This window comes from Actinomadura sp. NPDC049753 (assembly GCF_040674655.1).
GTDB lineage: Bacteria > Actinomycetota > Actinomycetes > Streptosporangiales > Streptosporangiaceae > Spirillospora > Spirillospora verrucosospora.
Genome location: NZ_JBFARL010000097.1, coordinates 1 through 16,068, shown reverse-complemented (window position 1 = coordinate 16,068; position 16,068 = coordinate 1). Strand labels below are relative to the sequence as shown.

At 73.9% G+C, this 16,068-nt stretch carries 13 protein-coding genes and 1 riboswitch; of the genes, 7 read left to right on the top strand and 6 right to left on the bottom strand.

Features of this window, described 5'->3' with window-relative positions:
* Positions 1-109: 109 nt before the first annotated feature.
* Positions 110-1,441, top strand: coding sequence for a hypothetical protein (locus tag AB0K37_RS23865; protein ID WP_363984595.1), 1,332 nt, complete (start codon positions 110-112; stop codon positions 1,439-1,441).
* Between the two features lie 42 nt (positions 1,442-1,483).
* Here the strand turns inward: AB0K37_RS23865 and AB0K37_RS23860 are convergent, their stop codons facing one another.
* Complete coding sequence (locus AB0K37_RS23860; protein ID WP_363984593.1) at positions 1,484-2,425, bottom strand: AraC family transcriptional regulator; 942 nt, start codon at positions 2,423-2,425, stop codon at positions 1,484-1,486.
* An 82-nt stretch (positions 2,426-2,507) separates the two neighbouring features.
* Between AB0K37_RS23860 and AB0K37_RS23855 the strand changes: the two genes are divergently transcribed.
* The 3 genes from AB0K37_RS23855 (at position 2,508) to AB0K37_RS23845 (ending at position 4,865) form a co-directional block, all read left to right on the top strand.
* Entirely contained in the window at positions 2,508-3,356 is an 849-nt protein-coding gene (locus AB0K37_RS23855) for an NAD(P)H-binding protein (protein ID WP_363984591.1), read from the top strand.
* Positions 3,357-3,373: 17 nt separating this feature from the next.
* The gene (locus tag AB0K37_RS23850) at positions 3,374-3,877 is read left to right on the top strand and encodes an anthrone oxygenase family protein (protein ID WP_363984589.1); all 504 of its coding nucleotides are present in this window, start codon (positions 3,374-3,376) and stop codon (positions 3,875-3,877) included.
* A 151-nt stretch (positions 3,878-4,028) separates the two neighbouring features.
* Complete coding sequence (locus AB0K37_RS23845; RefSeq protein WP_363984587.1) at positions 4,029-4,865, top strand: metallophosphoesterase; 837 nt, start codon at positions 4,029-4,031, stop codon at positions 4,863-4,865.
* A 7-nt stretch (positions 4,866-4,872) separates the two neighbouring features.
* On the opposite strand, the gene AB0K37_RS23840 is transcribed toward AB0K37_RS23845, so the two are convergent.
* The 3 genes from AB0K37_RS23840 to AB0K37_RS23830 all read right to left on the bottom strand — a co-directional run bounded on the left by AB0K37_RS23840 (position 4,873) and on the right by AB0K37_RS23830 (position 8,593).
* The gene (locus tag AB0K37_RS23840; RefSeq protein ID WP_363984584.1) at positions 4,873-5,454 is read right to left on the bottom strand and encodes a TetR/AcrR family transcriptional regulator; all 582 of its coding nucleotides are present in this window, start codon (positions 5,452-5,454) and stop codon (positions 4,873-4,875) included.
* 209 nt (positions 5,455-5,663) lie between these two features.
* Complete coding sequence (thiC, locus tag AB0K37_RS23835) at positions 5,664-7,430, bottom strand: phosphomethylpyrimidine synthase ThiC (RefSeq protein WP_363984582.1); 1,767 nt, start codon at positions 7,428-7,430, stop codon at positions 5,664-5,666.
* Positions 7,426-7,539, bottom strand: a riboswitch (TPP riboswitch). It overlaps the preceding gene by 5 nt.
* A 49-nt stretch (positions 7,540-7,588) precedes the next feature.
* On the bottom strand, positions 7,589-8,593 hold the full coding sequence (locus tag AB0K37_RS23830; RefSeq protein ID WP_363984580.1) for a hypothetical protein: 1,005 nt from the start codon (positions 8,591-8,593) through the stop codon (positions 7,589-7,591).
* 189 nt (positions 8,594-8,782) lie between these two features.
* Between AB0K37_RS23830 and AB0K37_RS23825 the strand changes: the two genes are divergently transcribed.
* The 3 genes from AB0K37_RS23825 to AB0K37_RS23815 all read left to right on the top strand — a co-directional run bounded on the left by AB0K37_RS23825 (position 8,783) and on the right by AB0K37_RS23815 (position 13,281).
* On the top strand, positions 8,783-9,949 hold the full coding sequence (locus tag AB0K37_RS23825; protein ID WP_363984578.1) for a sensor histidine kinase: 1,167 nt from the start codon (positions 8,783-8,785) through the stop codon (positions 9,947-9,949).
* 135 nt (positions 9,950-10,084) lie between these two features.
* Positions 10,085-10,786, top strand: coding sequence for a CDP-alcohol phosphatidyltransferase family protein (locus AB0K37_RS23820; protein WP_363984576.1), 702 nt, complete (start codon positions 10,085-10,087; stop codon positions 10,784-10,786).
* The gene (locus AB0K37_RS23815; RefSeq protein ID WP_363984574.1) at positions 10,783-13,281 is read left to right on the top strand and encodes a mannose-1-phosphate guanyltransferase; all 2,499 of its coding nucleotides are present in this window, start codon (positions 10,783-10,785) and stop codon (positions 13,279-13,281) included. The genes AB0K37_RS23820 and AB0K37_RS23815 overlap by 4 nt, the downstream gene beginning before the upstream one ends.
* Before the next feature lie 6 nt (positions 13,282-13,287).
* Here the strand turns inward: AB0K37_RS23815 and AB0K37_RS23810 are convergent, their stop codons facing one another.
* Both AB0K37_RS23810 and AB0K37_RS23805 read right to left on the bottom strand, forming a co-directional pair.
* Entirely contained in the window at positions 13,288-14,667 is a 1,380-nt protein-coding gene (locus tag AB0K37_RS23810) for an aminotransferase class V-fold PLP-dependent enzyme (protein ID WP_363984572.1), read from the bottom strand.
* Between the two features lie 142 nt (positions 14,668-14,809).
* The coding region (locus AB0K37_RS23805) for an ABC transporter permease (protein WP_363984570.1) at positions 14,810-16,068 on the bottom strand (1,259 nt) is incomplete at its 5' end.

The window sequence follows — 16,068 nt, the reverse complement described above, 5'->3', positions numbered from 1 at the left end:
TGCCGTGGTCATGGCCGGAGGGCCCGACCTACCGTCTCGGCAGGTCGGCAGACGGTGCCGATTCCGACCGTGTCAACGCCGCGCTCGCCGCGGCGAGGAAGGCGGCCAGATGAGGAAGCTCGTGCGCGGCGCAGTGGCGCTGGCCCTGCCGATGCTCATGCCGGCGGCGCTCAGCGCGGCGCCGGCCCAGGCGGAGGCGGGCCGGCCGGGGGCGAGGGACGGCTGGAGGCTGGTGGCCTCCGAGCCGTTCGACCGGCGCATCGACGACGCGAAGGCTCCCTGGAGGCCGGACGGCGACGGCCCGTCCAGTCCGTACAACGTCGACATCTACGACAACGACGGCGCCTACTTCGACACGATGGGCGGCCCGGCGTTCCGGACGCAGCTCGCCAAGATGAAGACCTACCGCAAGTCGTTCACGTTCGGGAAGCGCGGCTGGCTCACCGCCGAGCTGGCCGCCCGCGACGCCGACGGGGACGGCCGCCCGGACTCGCCGCCCACGCTCACCTCCGGCAAGGGCGTGGCCCGGCTGGACGAGCCCGCCCACCAGGCGGGCGTCGTCATCCGCTCGACCCGCGACCTGCCTGCCGAGTACCGGGTGGAGATGACGCTGCGGGGACTGGACTTCGGCGGCCAGCGGAACGGGGCCTGGGACTATCCGGACGGCCGGGTCAACGGCTACTCGCCGGAGGGCTGCAAGACCAACTTCCCCTGGGCGTCCGGCGGCGACTACGCGCGGCCCGAGTGCGAGTGGGCCGACGTCCGGACCGACTCCAACGGCTTCTACTACATGTCGATCATGGACTACCGGCAGGTGGCGCCGCACAACAACGTGTTCGTCCACGGCCATCGGAAGGTCGCCATGGACGGCTACAACCGCTACAAGTACACCGGCAAGGGCCTGCTGTACTGCAACCCGGCCACCGGGCAGTACGAGCCGTACTCCGCCGGGACGGGCAACGGCGTCAACGCGATCTTCATGACCGACGACCGCCGCTACCCGACCATGCCGGGCACCGAGTACCTGATGGAGAGTGAGTGCGGGCTGCGCAAGGGCGGCGCCATCGTCTCGACCGTCGACCTGAAGCCCGAGCTGCTGCCGGCCGAGCCGTACACGTTCGCCGTGGAGCGGCGCGGCGGCGCCTACACGATGGAGATGTCCGGGGTCTTCGCGCACGTGGGCAGGGCGACCCTCCGCTACACGCGCGCGTTCGTCCAGGACGGCGAGCCGATCTGGCACTACAACCAGAAGCCCGGCGAGTACGACGGCCGGTTCAACGCCGACTGGACGTGGACGGGGCCGGGCGGCACCCTCGTCGACCGCGACACCTGGCCGGCGGGGTCCGCCTACCCCGACCGGTTCATGATCGGTGACCCGCACATGAACTTCTACGAGGGGTCGGCGCAGGTGGACGACATCCGCCTGTACGTCCCGCGCTAGCGGACCGGCGGCCGCCCGCCCCGCGACGGCGGGCGGCGCCGGTCAGGCGGTCGCCGCCCCGGCGCGGTACTCCTGCGGGCTGACGCCGTGCTCGCGCTTGAAGGCCGTGCTGAGCGCGAAGGCGTTGCCGTAGCCGACCTTGCGGGCCACGGCCTCCAGCGTCGCGTCCGTCTCGCGCAGCAGGTCGGCGGCCTGCGCGAGGCGGACGCCGGTGAGGTAGGCCATGGGCGGCTCGCCGATCAGCTTCGCGAACCTCTGGGCCAGCGCCGCGCGCGAGACCCCGACCCCGGCCGCGAGGTCCGCGACCGTCCAGGGGTGCGCCAGGTCGTCGTGCAGGAGCCGGAGTGCGGGACCGACGACCGGGTCGCCGTGGGCGCGGTACCAGCCGGGGGCGGCGGCGTCCGGGCGGGAGAACCAGGCGCGCAGCGTCGCGATGAGCAGCAGGTCGAGGAGCCGGTCGAGGAAGACGTCCTGGCCGGGCTCGTCCTTGCCGATCTCCTCCTGGAGCACGGCGACGAGCGGCGACCTCCACGTGTCGCCGCGGACGACCGCCATCGCGGGCAGCGCGGCCAGCAGCCGCTGCGTGACGGCCCCGCGCATCTGGTAGGTGCCGACCAGCATGACCGCCGGCCCGTCCGGGTCGTTGCCCCAGGCGCGGACGCCGAGGTCCATGGCCTCCGACAGGCTGGTGCCGTCCGGGGTGGTGCAGCGCTGTCCGGGATGGATGACGATCTGCGGCGCGGTCGCCGGGTCGTCGCTGACGGTGTAGGCGTCCGGCCCCCGGAAGATGACCATGTCGCCGGGGCCGACGCGCTGGGGGTCGCCGTTGTCGGGGACCAGCCAGGCCTCGTCCCGGACCATGGACAGCAGGGTCAGCGGCGCCTCGTCCTGGATCCGGAGCGACCAGGGCGGCGCGAGGGTCGAGCGCAGCATGAACGCTCCCCGCGCGCGCGGACCGTCGAGGAGTTCGGCCAGGGCGTCCATGGAGGCCAGCGTAGACGCTGGCGTATGCGGGCGAGCGTCTCAACGATGGTGGCCGGAACCGAACGGCTGTTGACTCAAGGGTATGACGAACACCGAATCCGGCATCATCGAAAGCGGCCTCACCCTCGTCCTCGGCGGGACCGGCAAGACCGGCCGCCGCGTCGTCGAGCGGCTGGAGGCCTTGGACCTCCCGGTCCGGATGGGCTCGCGGTCGGCCTCCCCGCCCTTCGACTGGGAGGACGAGTCCACCTGGGCGCCCGTCCTGCGGAACGTCGAGAACGTCTACCTCTCCTACTACCCCGACCTGGCCGTTCCGGGCGCCCCCGACGCCATCCGCGCGTTCACGGGCGCGGCGGTGGACGCGGGCGTGCGGCGCGTGGTCCTGCTGTCGGGGCGGGGCGAGCCCGAGGCGCGGGACTGCGAGCGGATCGTCCAGGCGTCGGGCCTGGCCTGGACGGTCGTGCGGTCGAGCTGGTTCGCGCAGAACTTCAGCGAGGACTACCTGCTCGACCCCGTGCGGGCCGGCGAGGTCGTCCTCCCGGCGGGCGAGGTCCCGGAGCCGTTCGTGGACGCCGACGACATCGCGGACGTCGCGGTCGAGGCGCTCACCCGGGACGGCCACGCCGGGGAGGTGTACGAGGTCACCGGGCCCCGGGCGCTCACGTTCGCCGAGGCGGTCGCCGAGATCGGCCGCGCCGCCGGACGCGAGATCGCCTTCGTTCCCGTCGGCGCGGAGGACAACGCGGCGGCCCTCCGGGAGCACGGCGTGCCCGAGGAGGTCGTCGCCCTGCTGACCTACCTGTTCACGACCGTGCTGGACGGGCGCAACGCCCGGCCCGCCGACGGCGTCGAGCGGGCCCTCGGCCGCCCGCCGCGCGACTTCTCCGAGTACGCGCGCGAAGCCGCCGCCAGCGGCATCTGGAACCACTGACCCGAGGACCGGACGACATGAAATTCTCTCTCGCGGGCGTCTCGGCGACCCTCTCCATCATCATGGCGGCCGGGATGGCCGGAACCTTCTTCGGCTTCTCCACCGGCGTCATGCCCGGACTGAACGCGGCGCGGCCCGCGTCGGCGATCGACGCGATGCAGGGCATCAACCAGAGGATCCAGAACCCGATCTTCGTGGCGATGTTCCTCCTGGTCCCGGTGCTGGCGGCGGCGGCGGGGGTGCTGCTGCTCACCCTGGACCAGAAGTCGGCGGCCCTGCTCTTCTTCGCCGCGGCGGGCCTGTACTTCGCGGGCGCGCTCCTCCCGAGCTTCGCGGTCAACATCCCGATGAACAACGTCCTGGACGGTGTCGCGATCCCGAAGGACGCGGCCGAGGCGGCGAAGATCTGGTCGGACTACTCCGGCCGCTGGACGGCGTGGAACACCGTCCGCGCCGTGTTCAGCTGGGCGAGCCTCCTCGCCATGAGCCTGGCCGTGTACGTCTGGGGCAAGAACAACTGATCTGGCGGACCGGCGGGGTCCGTGCTCCGGCAAGGAGCACGGATCCCGTTTCCATGCCCACGCTGCGCCCTCACTCGCATGGAAATGAGAGTGGGGGCGTAGATGTCCGCGGAGGCGCGGTCCGCGCGGGCCCGGGGCTTACCATCGCTGGATGGGCGGCGTCTACGCGATCAGTGACCTGCACGTGGGGTTCCCGGAGAACCGCGCGTTCGTCGAGGGCCTGCGGCCCGCGTCCGAGGACGACTGGCTGATCGTGGCGGGCGACGTCGGCGAGCGCTTCGCCGACGTCGAGTGGACGCTGCGCACCCTCGCCGAGCGCTTCGCCGCCGTGCTGTGGGTGCCCGGCAACCACGAGCTGTGGACCGTCAAGGACGACCCCGTGCAACTGCGCGGTGAGGCCCGCTACCGCCGGCTCGTCGAGATGTGCCGCGGCCTGGGCGTGCTGACCCCCGAGGACCCCTTTCCCGTCTGGGACGGCCCGGACGGCGCCGTCACCGTGGCGCCGCTGTTCATCCTGTACGACTACACGTTCCGCCCCGACGGGACGTCCAGCAAGGAGGAGGCCCTCAAAGCCGCGCACGAGGCCGGTGTCGTGTGCACCGACGAGGTCTACCTGCACCCCGACCCGTATCCCGGGCGGGACGCCTGGTGCGACGCCAGGATCGCCTACACCGAGCAGCGCCTGTCCGCCCTGGAGCCGGGGACGCGGACCGTGCTCGTCAATCACTGGCCGCTCGTCCGCGAACCCACCCGCGTCCTCTGGTACCCCGAGTTCGCCCAGTGGTGCGGCACCGAGCGCACCGCCGACTGGCACAGCCGGTTCGGCGCGGTGTCCGTCGTCTACGGGCACCTGCACATCCCCCGGACGATCTGGACCGGCGGGGTCCCGCACATCGAGGTGTCGGTCGGCTACCCGCGCGAGTGGCGCCGGCGGGCCGATGCGCCGCGGGGCCCCCGCCGAGTCCTGCCCGTCCCCGAGACGGACTGACCGGCTTCTAGCGGGCCGCGCCGGGCGCCACGCCGCCGGCGGCGAGCGACAGCAGCCGGGCCGCGGCGTCCGGGTCCCGCTCGGCGACCGTCGCGATCGCGCCCGCGAGCCTCAGCACGTCGCCGAACGCCGCGCCGGCGGGCGCGTCCCCGCCGCGCTGCGCGCGGACGAGCAGCGCCTCGCCCGCCTCCGACATCGCCGCGCGGGAGCCGGTCGGGTCGAGCCGGGGGTCGCGCAGCGACACCATCGCCGAGGCCGCCATGCCCGGGAACGCGGTGATCTCCGAGACGAACGTCCGCAGCCAGGCCAGCAGGGCCTCGCCGGGGGACGGGGAGTCCAGCAGATCGCGGGCGGCCGAGGCCAGCCCGGCGTAGACGTCGGCGAGCAGCGCCTCCAGGAGGTCCTGCCGGGTGGGGAAGTGGCGGTAGAGCGTGCCGATGCCGACGCCCGCGAGCCGCGCGACGCCTTCGAGCGAGGCGCCCGCCCCCTGGCGCTGGAAGGTCTCCCGCGCCGCGGCGAGCAGCCGCGCGCGGTTGCGGCGAACGTCGGCCCGAACCGGGCGCGCCTTCGGCGTGTCGTCGCTGGTCACCTGGGTCGTCGATCCTTCCCGGGGATGGAACGGGCCTGCGGCGATCGGGAGGATCCGCGGCTTTGGAACGGTCCCTCAATCCTATCCGCGCCGGTGCCCCGACCTGCGCCGAGATGGCCCGAACGCGGCCGGGCCCGCCGCGCACGGGTGCACGACGGGCCCGGCCGCGATCCCGACGCCTCGCTCGGCGTCCCCGCGTCCGGCTCGGGTCAGGCGTCGGCGGGCGAGACGGGGAGGTTCAGGCGCCCGCCGCCCGCCCTGAACTCCTCGGCCTTCTCCCGCATCCCGGCGGCGAGGGCCTCCGCGTCGGCGAGGCCGCGCTCGGCCGCGAACCGCCGCACGTCCCGCGTGATCTTCATGGAGCAGAAGTGCGGCCCGCACATCGAGCAGAAGTGCGCGGTCTTGGCCGGCGCGGCCGGGAGCGTCGCGTCATGGAAGGCGCGCGCGGTGCCGGGGTCCAGGGACAGGTTGAACTGGTCCTCCCAGCGGAAGTCGAACCGCGCCTCCGACAGCGCGTCGTCCCACGCCTGCGCGCCCGGATGGCCCTTGGCGAGGTCGGCGGCGTGCGCGGCGATCTTGTATGCGATCACGCCGGCCTTGACGTCCTCGCGGTCCGGCAGCCCGAGATGCTCCTTCGGCGTGACGTAGCAGAGCATCGCGGTGCCGTGCCAGCCGATCATCGCGGCGCCGATCGCCGAGGTGATGTGGTCGTAGCCGGGCGCGATGTCGGTGGTCAGCGGGCCGAGGGTGTAGAACGGCGCGCCGTCGCACCACTCCTGCTGGAGGTCGACGTTCTCCTTGATCTTGTGCATCGGGACGTGGCCGGGGCCCTCGTTCATCACCTGGTTGCCGAACCGCGCCGCGATCCGCGTCAGCTCGCCCTGGGTGCGCAGCTCGGCGAACTGGGCCTCGTCGTTGGCGTCCGCGATGGAGCCCGGACGCAGCCCGTCCCCCAGCGACCACGTCACGTCGTAGGCGGCGAAGATCTCGCAGAGCTCCTCGAAGCGGGTGTAGAGGAAGTTCTCCTCGTGGTGCGCCAGGCACCAGGCCGCCATGATCGATCCGCCCCGCGACACGATCCCCGTCTTGCGCCGCGCCGTCAGCGGCACGTAGGACAGCAGCACCCCGGCGTGGACGGTCATGTAGTCCACGCCCTGCTCCGCCTGCTCGATCACGGTGTCGCGGAAGATCTCGTAGGTGAGCTCCGCCGGGTCGCCGCCGACCTTCTCCACCGCCTGGTACAGCGGGACGGTCCCGACCGGCACGGGCGAGTTGCGCAGGATCCACTCGCGCGTGGTGTGGATGTCGCGGCCCGTCGACAGGTCCATGATCGTGTCGGCGCCCCAGCGGGTCGCCCACGTCATCTTCTCGACCTCGTCCTCGATCGAGGACGCGACGGCCGAGTTGCCGATGTTGGCGTTGACCTTGACCAGGAAGTCCCGCCCGATGACCATCGGCTCGATCTCGGGATGGTTGACGTTGGCGGGCAGCACCGCGCGCCCGGCCGCCAGCGCGTCCCGGACGACCTCCGGCGCCACGCCCTCGCGCAGCGCGGCGAACTCCATCTCCGGCGTGATCTCCCCGCGCCGCGCGTAGGCGCGCTGCGTCACCGCGCCGCCGGTGGCGCGCCGCGGCCGCCGCGGCAGGGCGCCCTCGCCGTCGGCCTGGGGAAGTCGGCCGCCCGCGCCCAGGGGGACGCCGGACGGCGACGACCGGCGCCCGTCGTCCTCGGGGCGCGCGGCCCGCCCCTCGTAGGGGGCGGTGTCGCCGCGCTCGGCGATCCAGGCCTCCCGCAGCGGCGGCAGCCCCCGGCGCACGTCGGTCTGGTGCTCGGGATCGGTGTACGGCCCGGACGTGTCGTACAGGACGACGACGTCGCCGTTGGTCAGCGGCACCTCCCGCATCGGGACCCGGATCTCCGGGCGCGAGCCCTGGAGGTAGGTCTTGCGGGCAGCTGGAACCACAGGTTCGGTCATGACGACTCGATCTCTCCCTACGCCGGCATTACCCGGTCAGGTTCATGCGGTCAGCGGCCGTCCCAGCCGCTATCTCAGCCCGGTTCGCCGGGCCCCCGCGATCTGTCGCCACGACGTTAACCCGGACGGCCCCGGTTGCCGCAACCGCCGCCCATGGGCTAGAACGCGCCCGCGCGGAGGTCCCGCGCGGGGATCGCGACGGGCAGGGCCAGGGCCAGGCTGCGGAGGGGGTCCGGGGCGGACGGCGACCGCTCCAGCTCGACTCCGGCCTCGGCGCCGCCGCCGATGCGCAGCGTGGCCGAGCGGCGGCCGTCGACGCCGGTGACGACCAGGCCGTCCCCGGTCGCGCGGGTGGTGCCGAGGAGCGTCCCGCGAGCGGTGTGGAAGGACGGCTCCCGCAGGCCGCGCACGAATCCGAGAGGGCGGCCGTCCGCGTCGAGGACGCGCACGCGGTCGCGGCCCGGCAGCCGGGACGGGCCCCGGACCACCAGCAGCGCGGCGGTGTGGGGGTCGCGCAGCACGGTGGTCCGCCTGCCGCGCCCCCGGCAGGCCACGGCGAGGACCGCGCCTCCGCGCCGGTCGCGGTACCGGCCCGCGCCGTCCACGACGATGTGGCGGGCCCCGGCCAGGGCGCCGGCCGCCGGCGGGGGAACCTCCCGGCCCTCGTCGTCGACGACCCGCCAGGCGGCGCCCAGGCGGTCCGCGGTCGCGGTCCGGACGGCCGGGAGCCATCCGGACGGGAGCGACCCGCCCCTGAGCAGGGTCACCGCGTTCCCGTCGACCTCGGCGACGGCCTCGACGCCGGGCGCCCGCTCCGGGTCGAGCCAGAGCGTCCACACCGGGTCGTCGACGGGCCACCTGATCCCGACCGCCTCCACGGCTCCGGCCGGGACGGCCGCCTCCCGCCCGCCGCGGCGGAGGGTCACGCCCTGCTCGCCGATGGTCACGATGAGGCGGGTCCAGTGGAGCCGGACGGCCCAGATGAGGGCGGCCAGGGCGGCGAGAAGGCAGCCGCCGCCGCAGATCAGCAGGATCCGGCGGGCACTGTCCGCGTCGGGCGGCCCGGCGCCGGAGCGGGCCGCGAGCACGAGGGCCGCGCCGGCCGCCGGCGCGGCGGCCAGGACGCGGAGCGGCCATCGGTAGGCCCGCGCGCCGAGGGTCATCCGGAGCCCGGACGCGGGGGCGGGAGGCGGGGGGACAGCAGGCGGGGGGACGGACAACTGTCGGCCCTTCGTGACGGGGTCTGCAGAACTATAGGGCGGGCCTCCGGCCGCGCAGGGGCCGCCGAAAGGATCATTCCTGCGGGCGCGGGCCGCCGCGCGAAGATCGCGTGAGTGGGGGAGAATGGGCGCGTGCTGACGGTGCCCCGGGTCGAGGTGACGGTGAAGGACGCCCTGGCGGCGTCGGCGCTGGCGGGAGCGGCGGCCGCCGCCGCGGTGCTGTGGCCCGGCGTGCGGGGGCTGGACGCGCCGGGCGCGGCGCTGCTGGTGGCCGCGCACGTCCCCCTCGCGGTGATCCGGCGGTGGCCGACCCCCGGCCTGCTGGCACTGGTGGTCCTGGTGCTGCCCTACCACCTGGCGCAGTACCAGCACCACGCGCTGGTGCCCGCCGAGGTGGTCGCGCTGTTCGCCTACGCGGTGCTCGGGCGCCGGGTGCGCATCGTCCTCGGCGTCGTCGGGTTCCTGCTCGCCGTCTGCGTGGTCGGCGCGGCGATGCGGGCGGGCGGCGGATCCCTGCGCGAGCAGATCGCCGTCATCGAGGCCGTGGTGTCGGTCGTCATCGCCGTCCAGGTGTGGCGGGTGCACCGGGCGCGGCTCGCGACGATCACCGAGCGGGCCGAGCGGGCCGAGCGCACCCGGGAGGAGGAGGCGCGCCGGCGGGTCGCCGAGGAGCGCCTGCGGATCGCCCGCGACCTGCACGACCTGCTCGCGCACAGCATCACCCTGATCGGCGTGCGGGCGGGCGCCGCGGCCCACCTGGTGCGCGGGGACCGGCCGCTCGACCGGGAGGAGCTGGCCGACGCGCTCGCCTCCATCGCCTCGACGTGCCGGGACGCGCGGATCGAACTGCGCGGCACGCTCCAGGTCCTGCGCGGCACCGACGTCGGCGCCCCCGAGACGCTGCCGGGCCTCCACGCCCTCGCCGGCCTGGTCGACGCGGCGCGCGGCGGCGGGATCGACGTCGACCTGCGGGACGGGGACGTCGGGACGCCGCCCCCCGAGACGGGGGTCGCGGCGTACCGGATCGTCCAGGAGGCCCTGACCAACGTTGTCAAGCACGCCGCCGCGAGGCGCGCGACGGTGAGCCTGGAGCGCGACGGCGGGAGCCTCGTCGTCCGGGTCGCCGACAACGGGCGGGGGCCCTCCGGCGGCCCGCCCGAGGGGTTCGGGATCCTCGGAATGATCGAGCGGGCGCGCAGCGTGGGCGGGACGCTGGACGCGGGGCCGGGGGAGTCCGGAGGGTTCGTCGTCACCGCCGTCCTCCCGCTGGAGAACGCCGTCGAGCCCCACCGGGCGTGACGCGCGCCCCCGGGATGCTCCGGCGGCACCCGTTCGCCGGAACCCTCCCGACTTCCGACGCCGACACCGCCGAGGGGCTTTCCACCCCTTACGGATAGGGTCAGGATCAAGGGGACCAGGGGAGGCGACACGTCGGTGAGCACTTTGCAGGAGGCCCCACAGGACCGGATCTTCACGGTGCCCAACATCCTGAGCCTCGCCCGGCTCCTGGGCGTCCCGCTGTTCCTGTGGCTCGTCCTGATCGAGGCGGACTGGTGGGCGCTCGGCCTGCTGGTGTTCGCGGGCCTGTCGGACTGGCTGGACGGGAAGCTGGCGCGGGCGTTCAACCAGACGAGCAAGCTCGGCATGGTCCTCGACCCGGCCGCCGACCGCCTCTACATCCTGGCCACGCTCGTCGGGCTCACCATCCGCGACATCATCCCGCTGTGGCTGGTGCTCGCGCTCGTCGCCCGCGAGGTGTCGATCCTGCCGATCGCGCCGATCGTGCGGCGGCTCGGGTACGGCGGCACGCTGCCCGTGCACTTCATCGGCAAGGCGGCGACGATGTGCCTGCTGTACTCCTTCCCGCTGCTGCTGCTCGGCGACCACGGCGGCGCCGCGGGCACCGCGGCGCGGGTCGTCGGATGGGCCTTCGCCGTCTGGGGGACGGCCCTGTACTGGTGGGCGGCCGTCCTCTACTGGGTGCAGACGCGGCAGCTGGTGCTGGCCGGCCGCGGCGCCCCGCCCCCGGCCTCCGGGCCGGGCGGCGCGTCCGGGGCGGCCGGTCCGGGGGCCGCCGAGGGGCCGGGCGCGGAACCGCCGGCCGGCGGCCAGAAGGGAGCTGAGACCTCCCGATGAAGGCCGTCGTGATGGCGGGAGGCGAGGGGACGCGGCTGCGTCCGATGACCGCCAACCAGCCGAAGCCCCTGCTGCCGCTCGTCAACCGGCCGATCATGGAGCACGTGCTGCGGCTGCTGAAGAGGCACGGGTTCGGCGAGACCGTCGTCACCGTCCAGTTCCTGGCCGCGCTGATCCGCAACTACTTCGGCGACGGCGAGGAGCTCGGCATGTCGCTGAGCTACGCGACCGAGGAGGTCCCGCTCGGCACCGCCGGCAGCGTCAAGAACGCGGAGGAGGCGCTGCGCGACGACCGCTTCCTGGTGATCTCCGGGGACGCGCTCACCGACATCGACCTGACCGACATGGTGCGGTTCCACGAGCAGAACGACGCGCTCGTCACCATCGGCCTCAAGCGCGTCCCGAACCCCCTGGAGTTCGGGATCATCATCGTGGACGACGCGGGACGCGTGCAGCGGTTCCTGGAGAAGCCCACCTGGGGCCAGGTGTTCTCCGACACCGTCAACACCGGCATCTACGTGATGGAGCCGGAGGTCCTGGAGCACGTCGCGGAGGGCGAGCCGGTCGACTGGTCCGGGGACGTCTTCCCGAAGCTGCTCGCCGAGGGCGCCCGCCTGTTCGGGTACGTGGCCGACTGCTACTGGGAGGACGTCGGCACCCACGAGAGCTACCTGAAGGCGCAGGCGGACATGCTCTCCGGGCAGGTCGGCATCGAGCTCGACGGCTTCGAGATGTCGCCGGGCGTGTGGGTCGCCGAAGGCGCGGAGGTGGACGCCGAGGCCGTCCTCAAGGGGCCGCTCTACATCGGCGACTACGCGAAGGTCGAGGCGGGCGTCGAGCTGCGCGAGTTCACCGTGCTCGGCAGCAACGTCGTCGTCAAGGAGGGCGCCTTCCTGCACCGCGCGATCGTCCACGACAACGTGTTCGTCGCGCCGTCCACGAACCTGCGGGGCTGCGTGGTCGGGAAGAACACCGACATCATGGCGGGCGCCCGCGTGGAGGAGGGCGCCGTCATCGGGGACGAGTGCGTCATCGAGGCCGAGGCGTACGTGTCCAGCGGCGTGAAGGTGTACCCGTTCAAGACCATCGAGGCCGGCGCCGTCGTCAACACCAGCGTGATCTGGGAGTCGCGGGGGCAGCGCAACCTGTTCGGGCCGCGGGGGGTCTCCGGCCTCGTCAACGTGGAGATCACCCCCGAGCTGGCGGTGCGGCTCGCCTCCGCCTACGCGACGACGCTGAAGAAGGGCACGACCGTCGTCACCGGACGGGACGTCTCCCGCGCGGCCCGCACCCTGAAACGCGCGGTGAACAGCGCCCTGACCGCCAGCGCCATCAACGTCCAGGACCTGGAGGCGACGCCGCTGACGGTCGCGCGCTTCGAGACCGGCCGCGAGGACAGCGTCGGCGGGATCTACATCCGCACCACGCTCGGCGACCCGCAGGGCGTCGACATCCTGTTCCTGGACGCGGACGGCGCCGACCTGTCCCAGGGCGCGCAGCGCAAGCTGGAGCGCGTCTTCGGGCGGCAGGAGTACCGCCGCGCGTTCCCCGGCGAGATCGCCGAGCTGACCTACCCTCCGCGCGTCGTGGAGACCTACACCCGCGACCTGCTGCGCCGCGTCGACATCCGCGGCGTCCGCGAGGCCGGACTGAAGATCGTCCTGGACTGCGCGGGCGGGGTGGCCTCGCTGGTGCTGCCGAACCTGCTCGGCAAGGTCGGCGTGGAGGTCCTCACCCGCAACGCCGGGCTGGACGAGGCCAACCCGACCGAGACGCTCGCCGAGCGGATGCGCGACCTGGAGCGGCTCGGGGAGCTGGTGTCCTCGTCGCGGGCCGCGTTCGGCGTCCGGTTCGACCCGGTGGGGGAGCGGATCTCCCTGGTGGACGAGAACGGCGAGCTGGTCGGCGACGACCGGGCCCTGCTGGTGATGCTGGACCTCGTCGCGGCCGAGCGGCGGGGCGGCAAGGTGGCGCTGCCGGTGACGACGACGCGGGTCGCCGAGCAGGTGTGCCGGTTCCACGGCGTGCAGGTCGAGTGGACCTCCACGTCCCAGGACGTGCTGACCAAGGCGGCCGCGCAGCCGAGCGTGGTCTTCGCGGGGGACGGGCGCGGCGGGTTCCTGATGCCCGAGTTCAGCGGCACCGTGGACGGGATCGCGGCGTTCGTCCGGCTGGTCGGCCTGGTCGCGCGGACGCGGCTGACGCTGTCGCAGATCGACCGCCGCATCCCCGACGCGCACCTGCTGCGCCGCTCCGTCCCGACGCCGTGGGCGGCCAAGGGCAGCGTCATGCGCCACGTCGTGGAGGCGGCGGGGAACCGGACGCTCGACACCACCGACGGCGTGCGCGTGGTGGAGGGCGACGGCCGCTGGGTCCTCGTGCTGCCCGATCCCGCGGAGGCGGTGACGCACCTGTGGGCCGAGGGGCCGGACGCCGACACCGCCCAGGCGCTGCTGGCGGAGTGGGCCGCCGTCGTCGAGCGCGCGGGCTCCTGAGCGTCCTCAGCAGCGCTCGCGGGGCCTGAGGCCGGTCCGGTCGGGTTCCCGGTCGGCGTAGCGCGCGCCGAGGAACGCGATGAGGTGCTCCACGTCGGCGACGTTCGACACGAGGCCGAGGGACGCCCTGACCGCGCCGCCGCTCGGCAGCCCGAGCACGCCCAGGTAGTCGTCGAGCGTCCGCATCCGCAGGCGGGCGGTCCGGCGCAGGGCATGCTCGGAGATCTCGAAGGCGCCCTCGCCCGCGCCGGGGTTGCAGAAGCAGCCGGTCCGGATCGAGATGCCCGCGGCGGCGGTGTCGCGGGCCACGATCCGCTCGTCCACGACCGCGCCGCGGCGGTCGAGCACGTTGAACGCGACGGTGCCGCCGCGCCCGCCGGCGCCCTCCGGCCCGTACACCCGGACCAGGGGGGAGCCGTCGGCGTGGCGCAGGTCCGCGAGGCGGCGAAGGAGCAGCGACGTCAGGCACCCCACGCGGCGCTCGACGAGGTCCATGCCGATGCCGCCGATCCAGCGGATGCCGAACTCCACGTCGGGGATGGACAGGAAGTTCAGGGTGCCGTCCTCGAACGCGGTCTCGTCGGGCGCGAGCACGTGCCAGCCGCCGAGCGCGCTGACCGCCTGGATGGTCCCGCCGGCGAACCAGGGGCGGCGCAGCCGGGCCAGCGCGTCCCGGCGGGCGACCAGGCTCCCCACGCCGGTCGGGTACCCGAACACCTTGTACCAGCTCACGGGGACGAAGTCGGGCCGGACCCGGCTCAGGTCGAGGCGGCCGGCGGGCGCGAAGGCGGCCGCGTCCAGCAGCACGTCGTAGCCGTGCGCGTGGGCGAGGTCGACCCAGCTCAGCGGGTGCCGGACGCCGCTGAAGTTGCTCTGCGCGGGAAAGGCCAGCAGGCCGCCGGCGCCGCCCAGCGCCGCGGCGAGGTCGGCCTCGCGGACCCGCAGGTCGGGCCCGCGGACGGGCACGTGGGCGACCTCGGCGCCGCGCGCCCTCGCGAACTCCCTGATCCCGTTCACCGAGTTGTGGTTGTCGCCGGTGAGGACGAGCCGCCCGCCCCGCTCGAACGGATAGGCCTCCCCGACGAGGCGGCACGCGCCGGTGGCGTTCTGCGTGAACACCACCGCGTACTCCTCGGGGGAGGCGTTGAAGAACGCCAGGACCGCCCGCCGTGCCCGCTCGACGAGGGCGGTGGAGGCGCTGGAGGTGGGGTTCTCCGAGTGCGGGTTGCCGTAGCAGCGCCCCGCGAGGCGCTCGGCGTGCGCGCGGATCTGCGCGGCGGCGGCGACGCCCGAGCCGGTGTAGTCCAGGTACGTCTGCTCGTCCAGGTAGGCGTACTCGGCGGCCCGCAGCTCGTCCAGCGGCCGCGTCTCCGCGTAGCCGGGCATGAGCTCGACGTCATAACCGGACGAAGCACTCAAAATGCACCCCCGTGTGCAAAAGCCGCATTCCTCATTAAACGGTCAGGGACGGGCCGGAGGTGATGCAAGAGCGCCGCGGTGTCCTTAAATGGCCTATGGGGAAGGTGTCTTATGTCCTCCGGGTGAGAACCAGGCAGGCTCCCGCCAGGAACAGCGCCGTGAACCCGCCCAGCAGTGCCCAGTCCACGGCCGGCGACCGCGAGAACGTGTCACCGTAGGAGGCGAGCAGGGGCGGCCCCAGCGGCGAGCGCCCGCTCGCCCAGAGCCGCTCCACCCCGAGGCTGTGCCCGAGGCCCTCGAAGGCCCACCGGTTGGACATGGCGCAGCTCAGCCACCGTCCGGGCGCCGCCATCACAGGGACGGGCAGGATCGCGCCCACGAACAGCACCTGCGGGAAGCAGAGCATCGGCAGCGCCATCGTGGCCTGGGTCGGGTCGGTGACGGCCGCCGACACGAGCAGGCCCAGCGCCAGCGCCGCCAGCGAGCACAGCAGCAGCGTGACGAACAGCTCCCCGTACGTCCCCCACCCCGACGCGGGCAGCCGGTCCAGGACCCGCAGGACGCCGAGCATCAGCGCGTCCACCACGGCCAGCAGCGGCAGCAGGACGGTCGCCTTCGCCAGCACGTAAGGCGCGATCCGCAGCCCGGTGAGCCGCTCCCGCCGCAGGACCGGCAGCTCGCTGCAGATCTGCGGCAGCCCGTAGGTCAGGCCGAAGAAGAACCCCCCGAAGGCGATCCAGAAAAGGATCATCACCGTCGCGGCGGGGCTCGGAGACTCCGGCGAGAAGGCCCCCGGCCGGAACAGGACCGCGAACATCGCCAGCACCATGAGCGGCGACCCGAGCAGCACCGCGAGCGTGAGCCGGTTGCGGGTGAGCAGGTCCAGGTTGCGCCGGGTGAGCAGAGCCCACTGCCGGAACGCGGTGATCGCCGGGCCGGCCTCCGGGCCCGCCGCCGGGACCGGGGGCTCGCCGCGGCTCCGCGCGCCGAACCGGCCCGTCCACTCGTGCGCCTCCCCTTCGGCCAGCCGCAGATAGATGTCCTCGATCCGGTCCGCCCGGAACCGCTCTCGCGCCTCATCCGGTTCGCCGTAGAAGGCCAGCCGCCCGTCCTGGGCGAGGACGGCCACCCGGTCGCACGCCAGGACGTCCGGCGGATGGTGCGTGGTGATCACCACCGTGGTCCCCGAGTCCGCGAGCCCGCGCAGCAGCCGCATCAGGTCGGCCGAGGTCGCCGGGTCGAGGCCGGAGGTGGGCTCGTCCAGGAAGAACACGCGGGGCCGCGTCAGCATCTCGACCGCGATGCTGGCCCGCTTGCGCTCGCCCCCGCTCAGCGACCCGACGCGCTGCCCGGCCCGCGCGGTCAGCG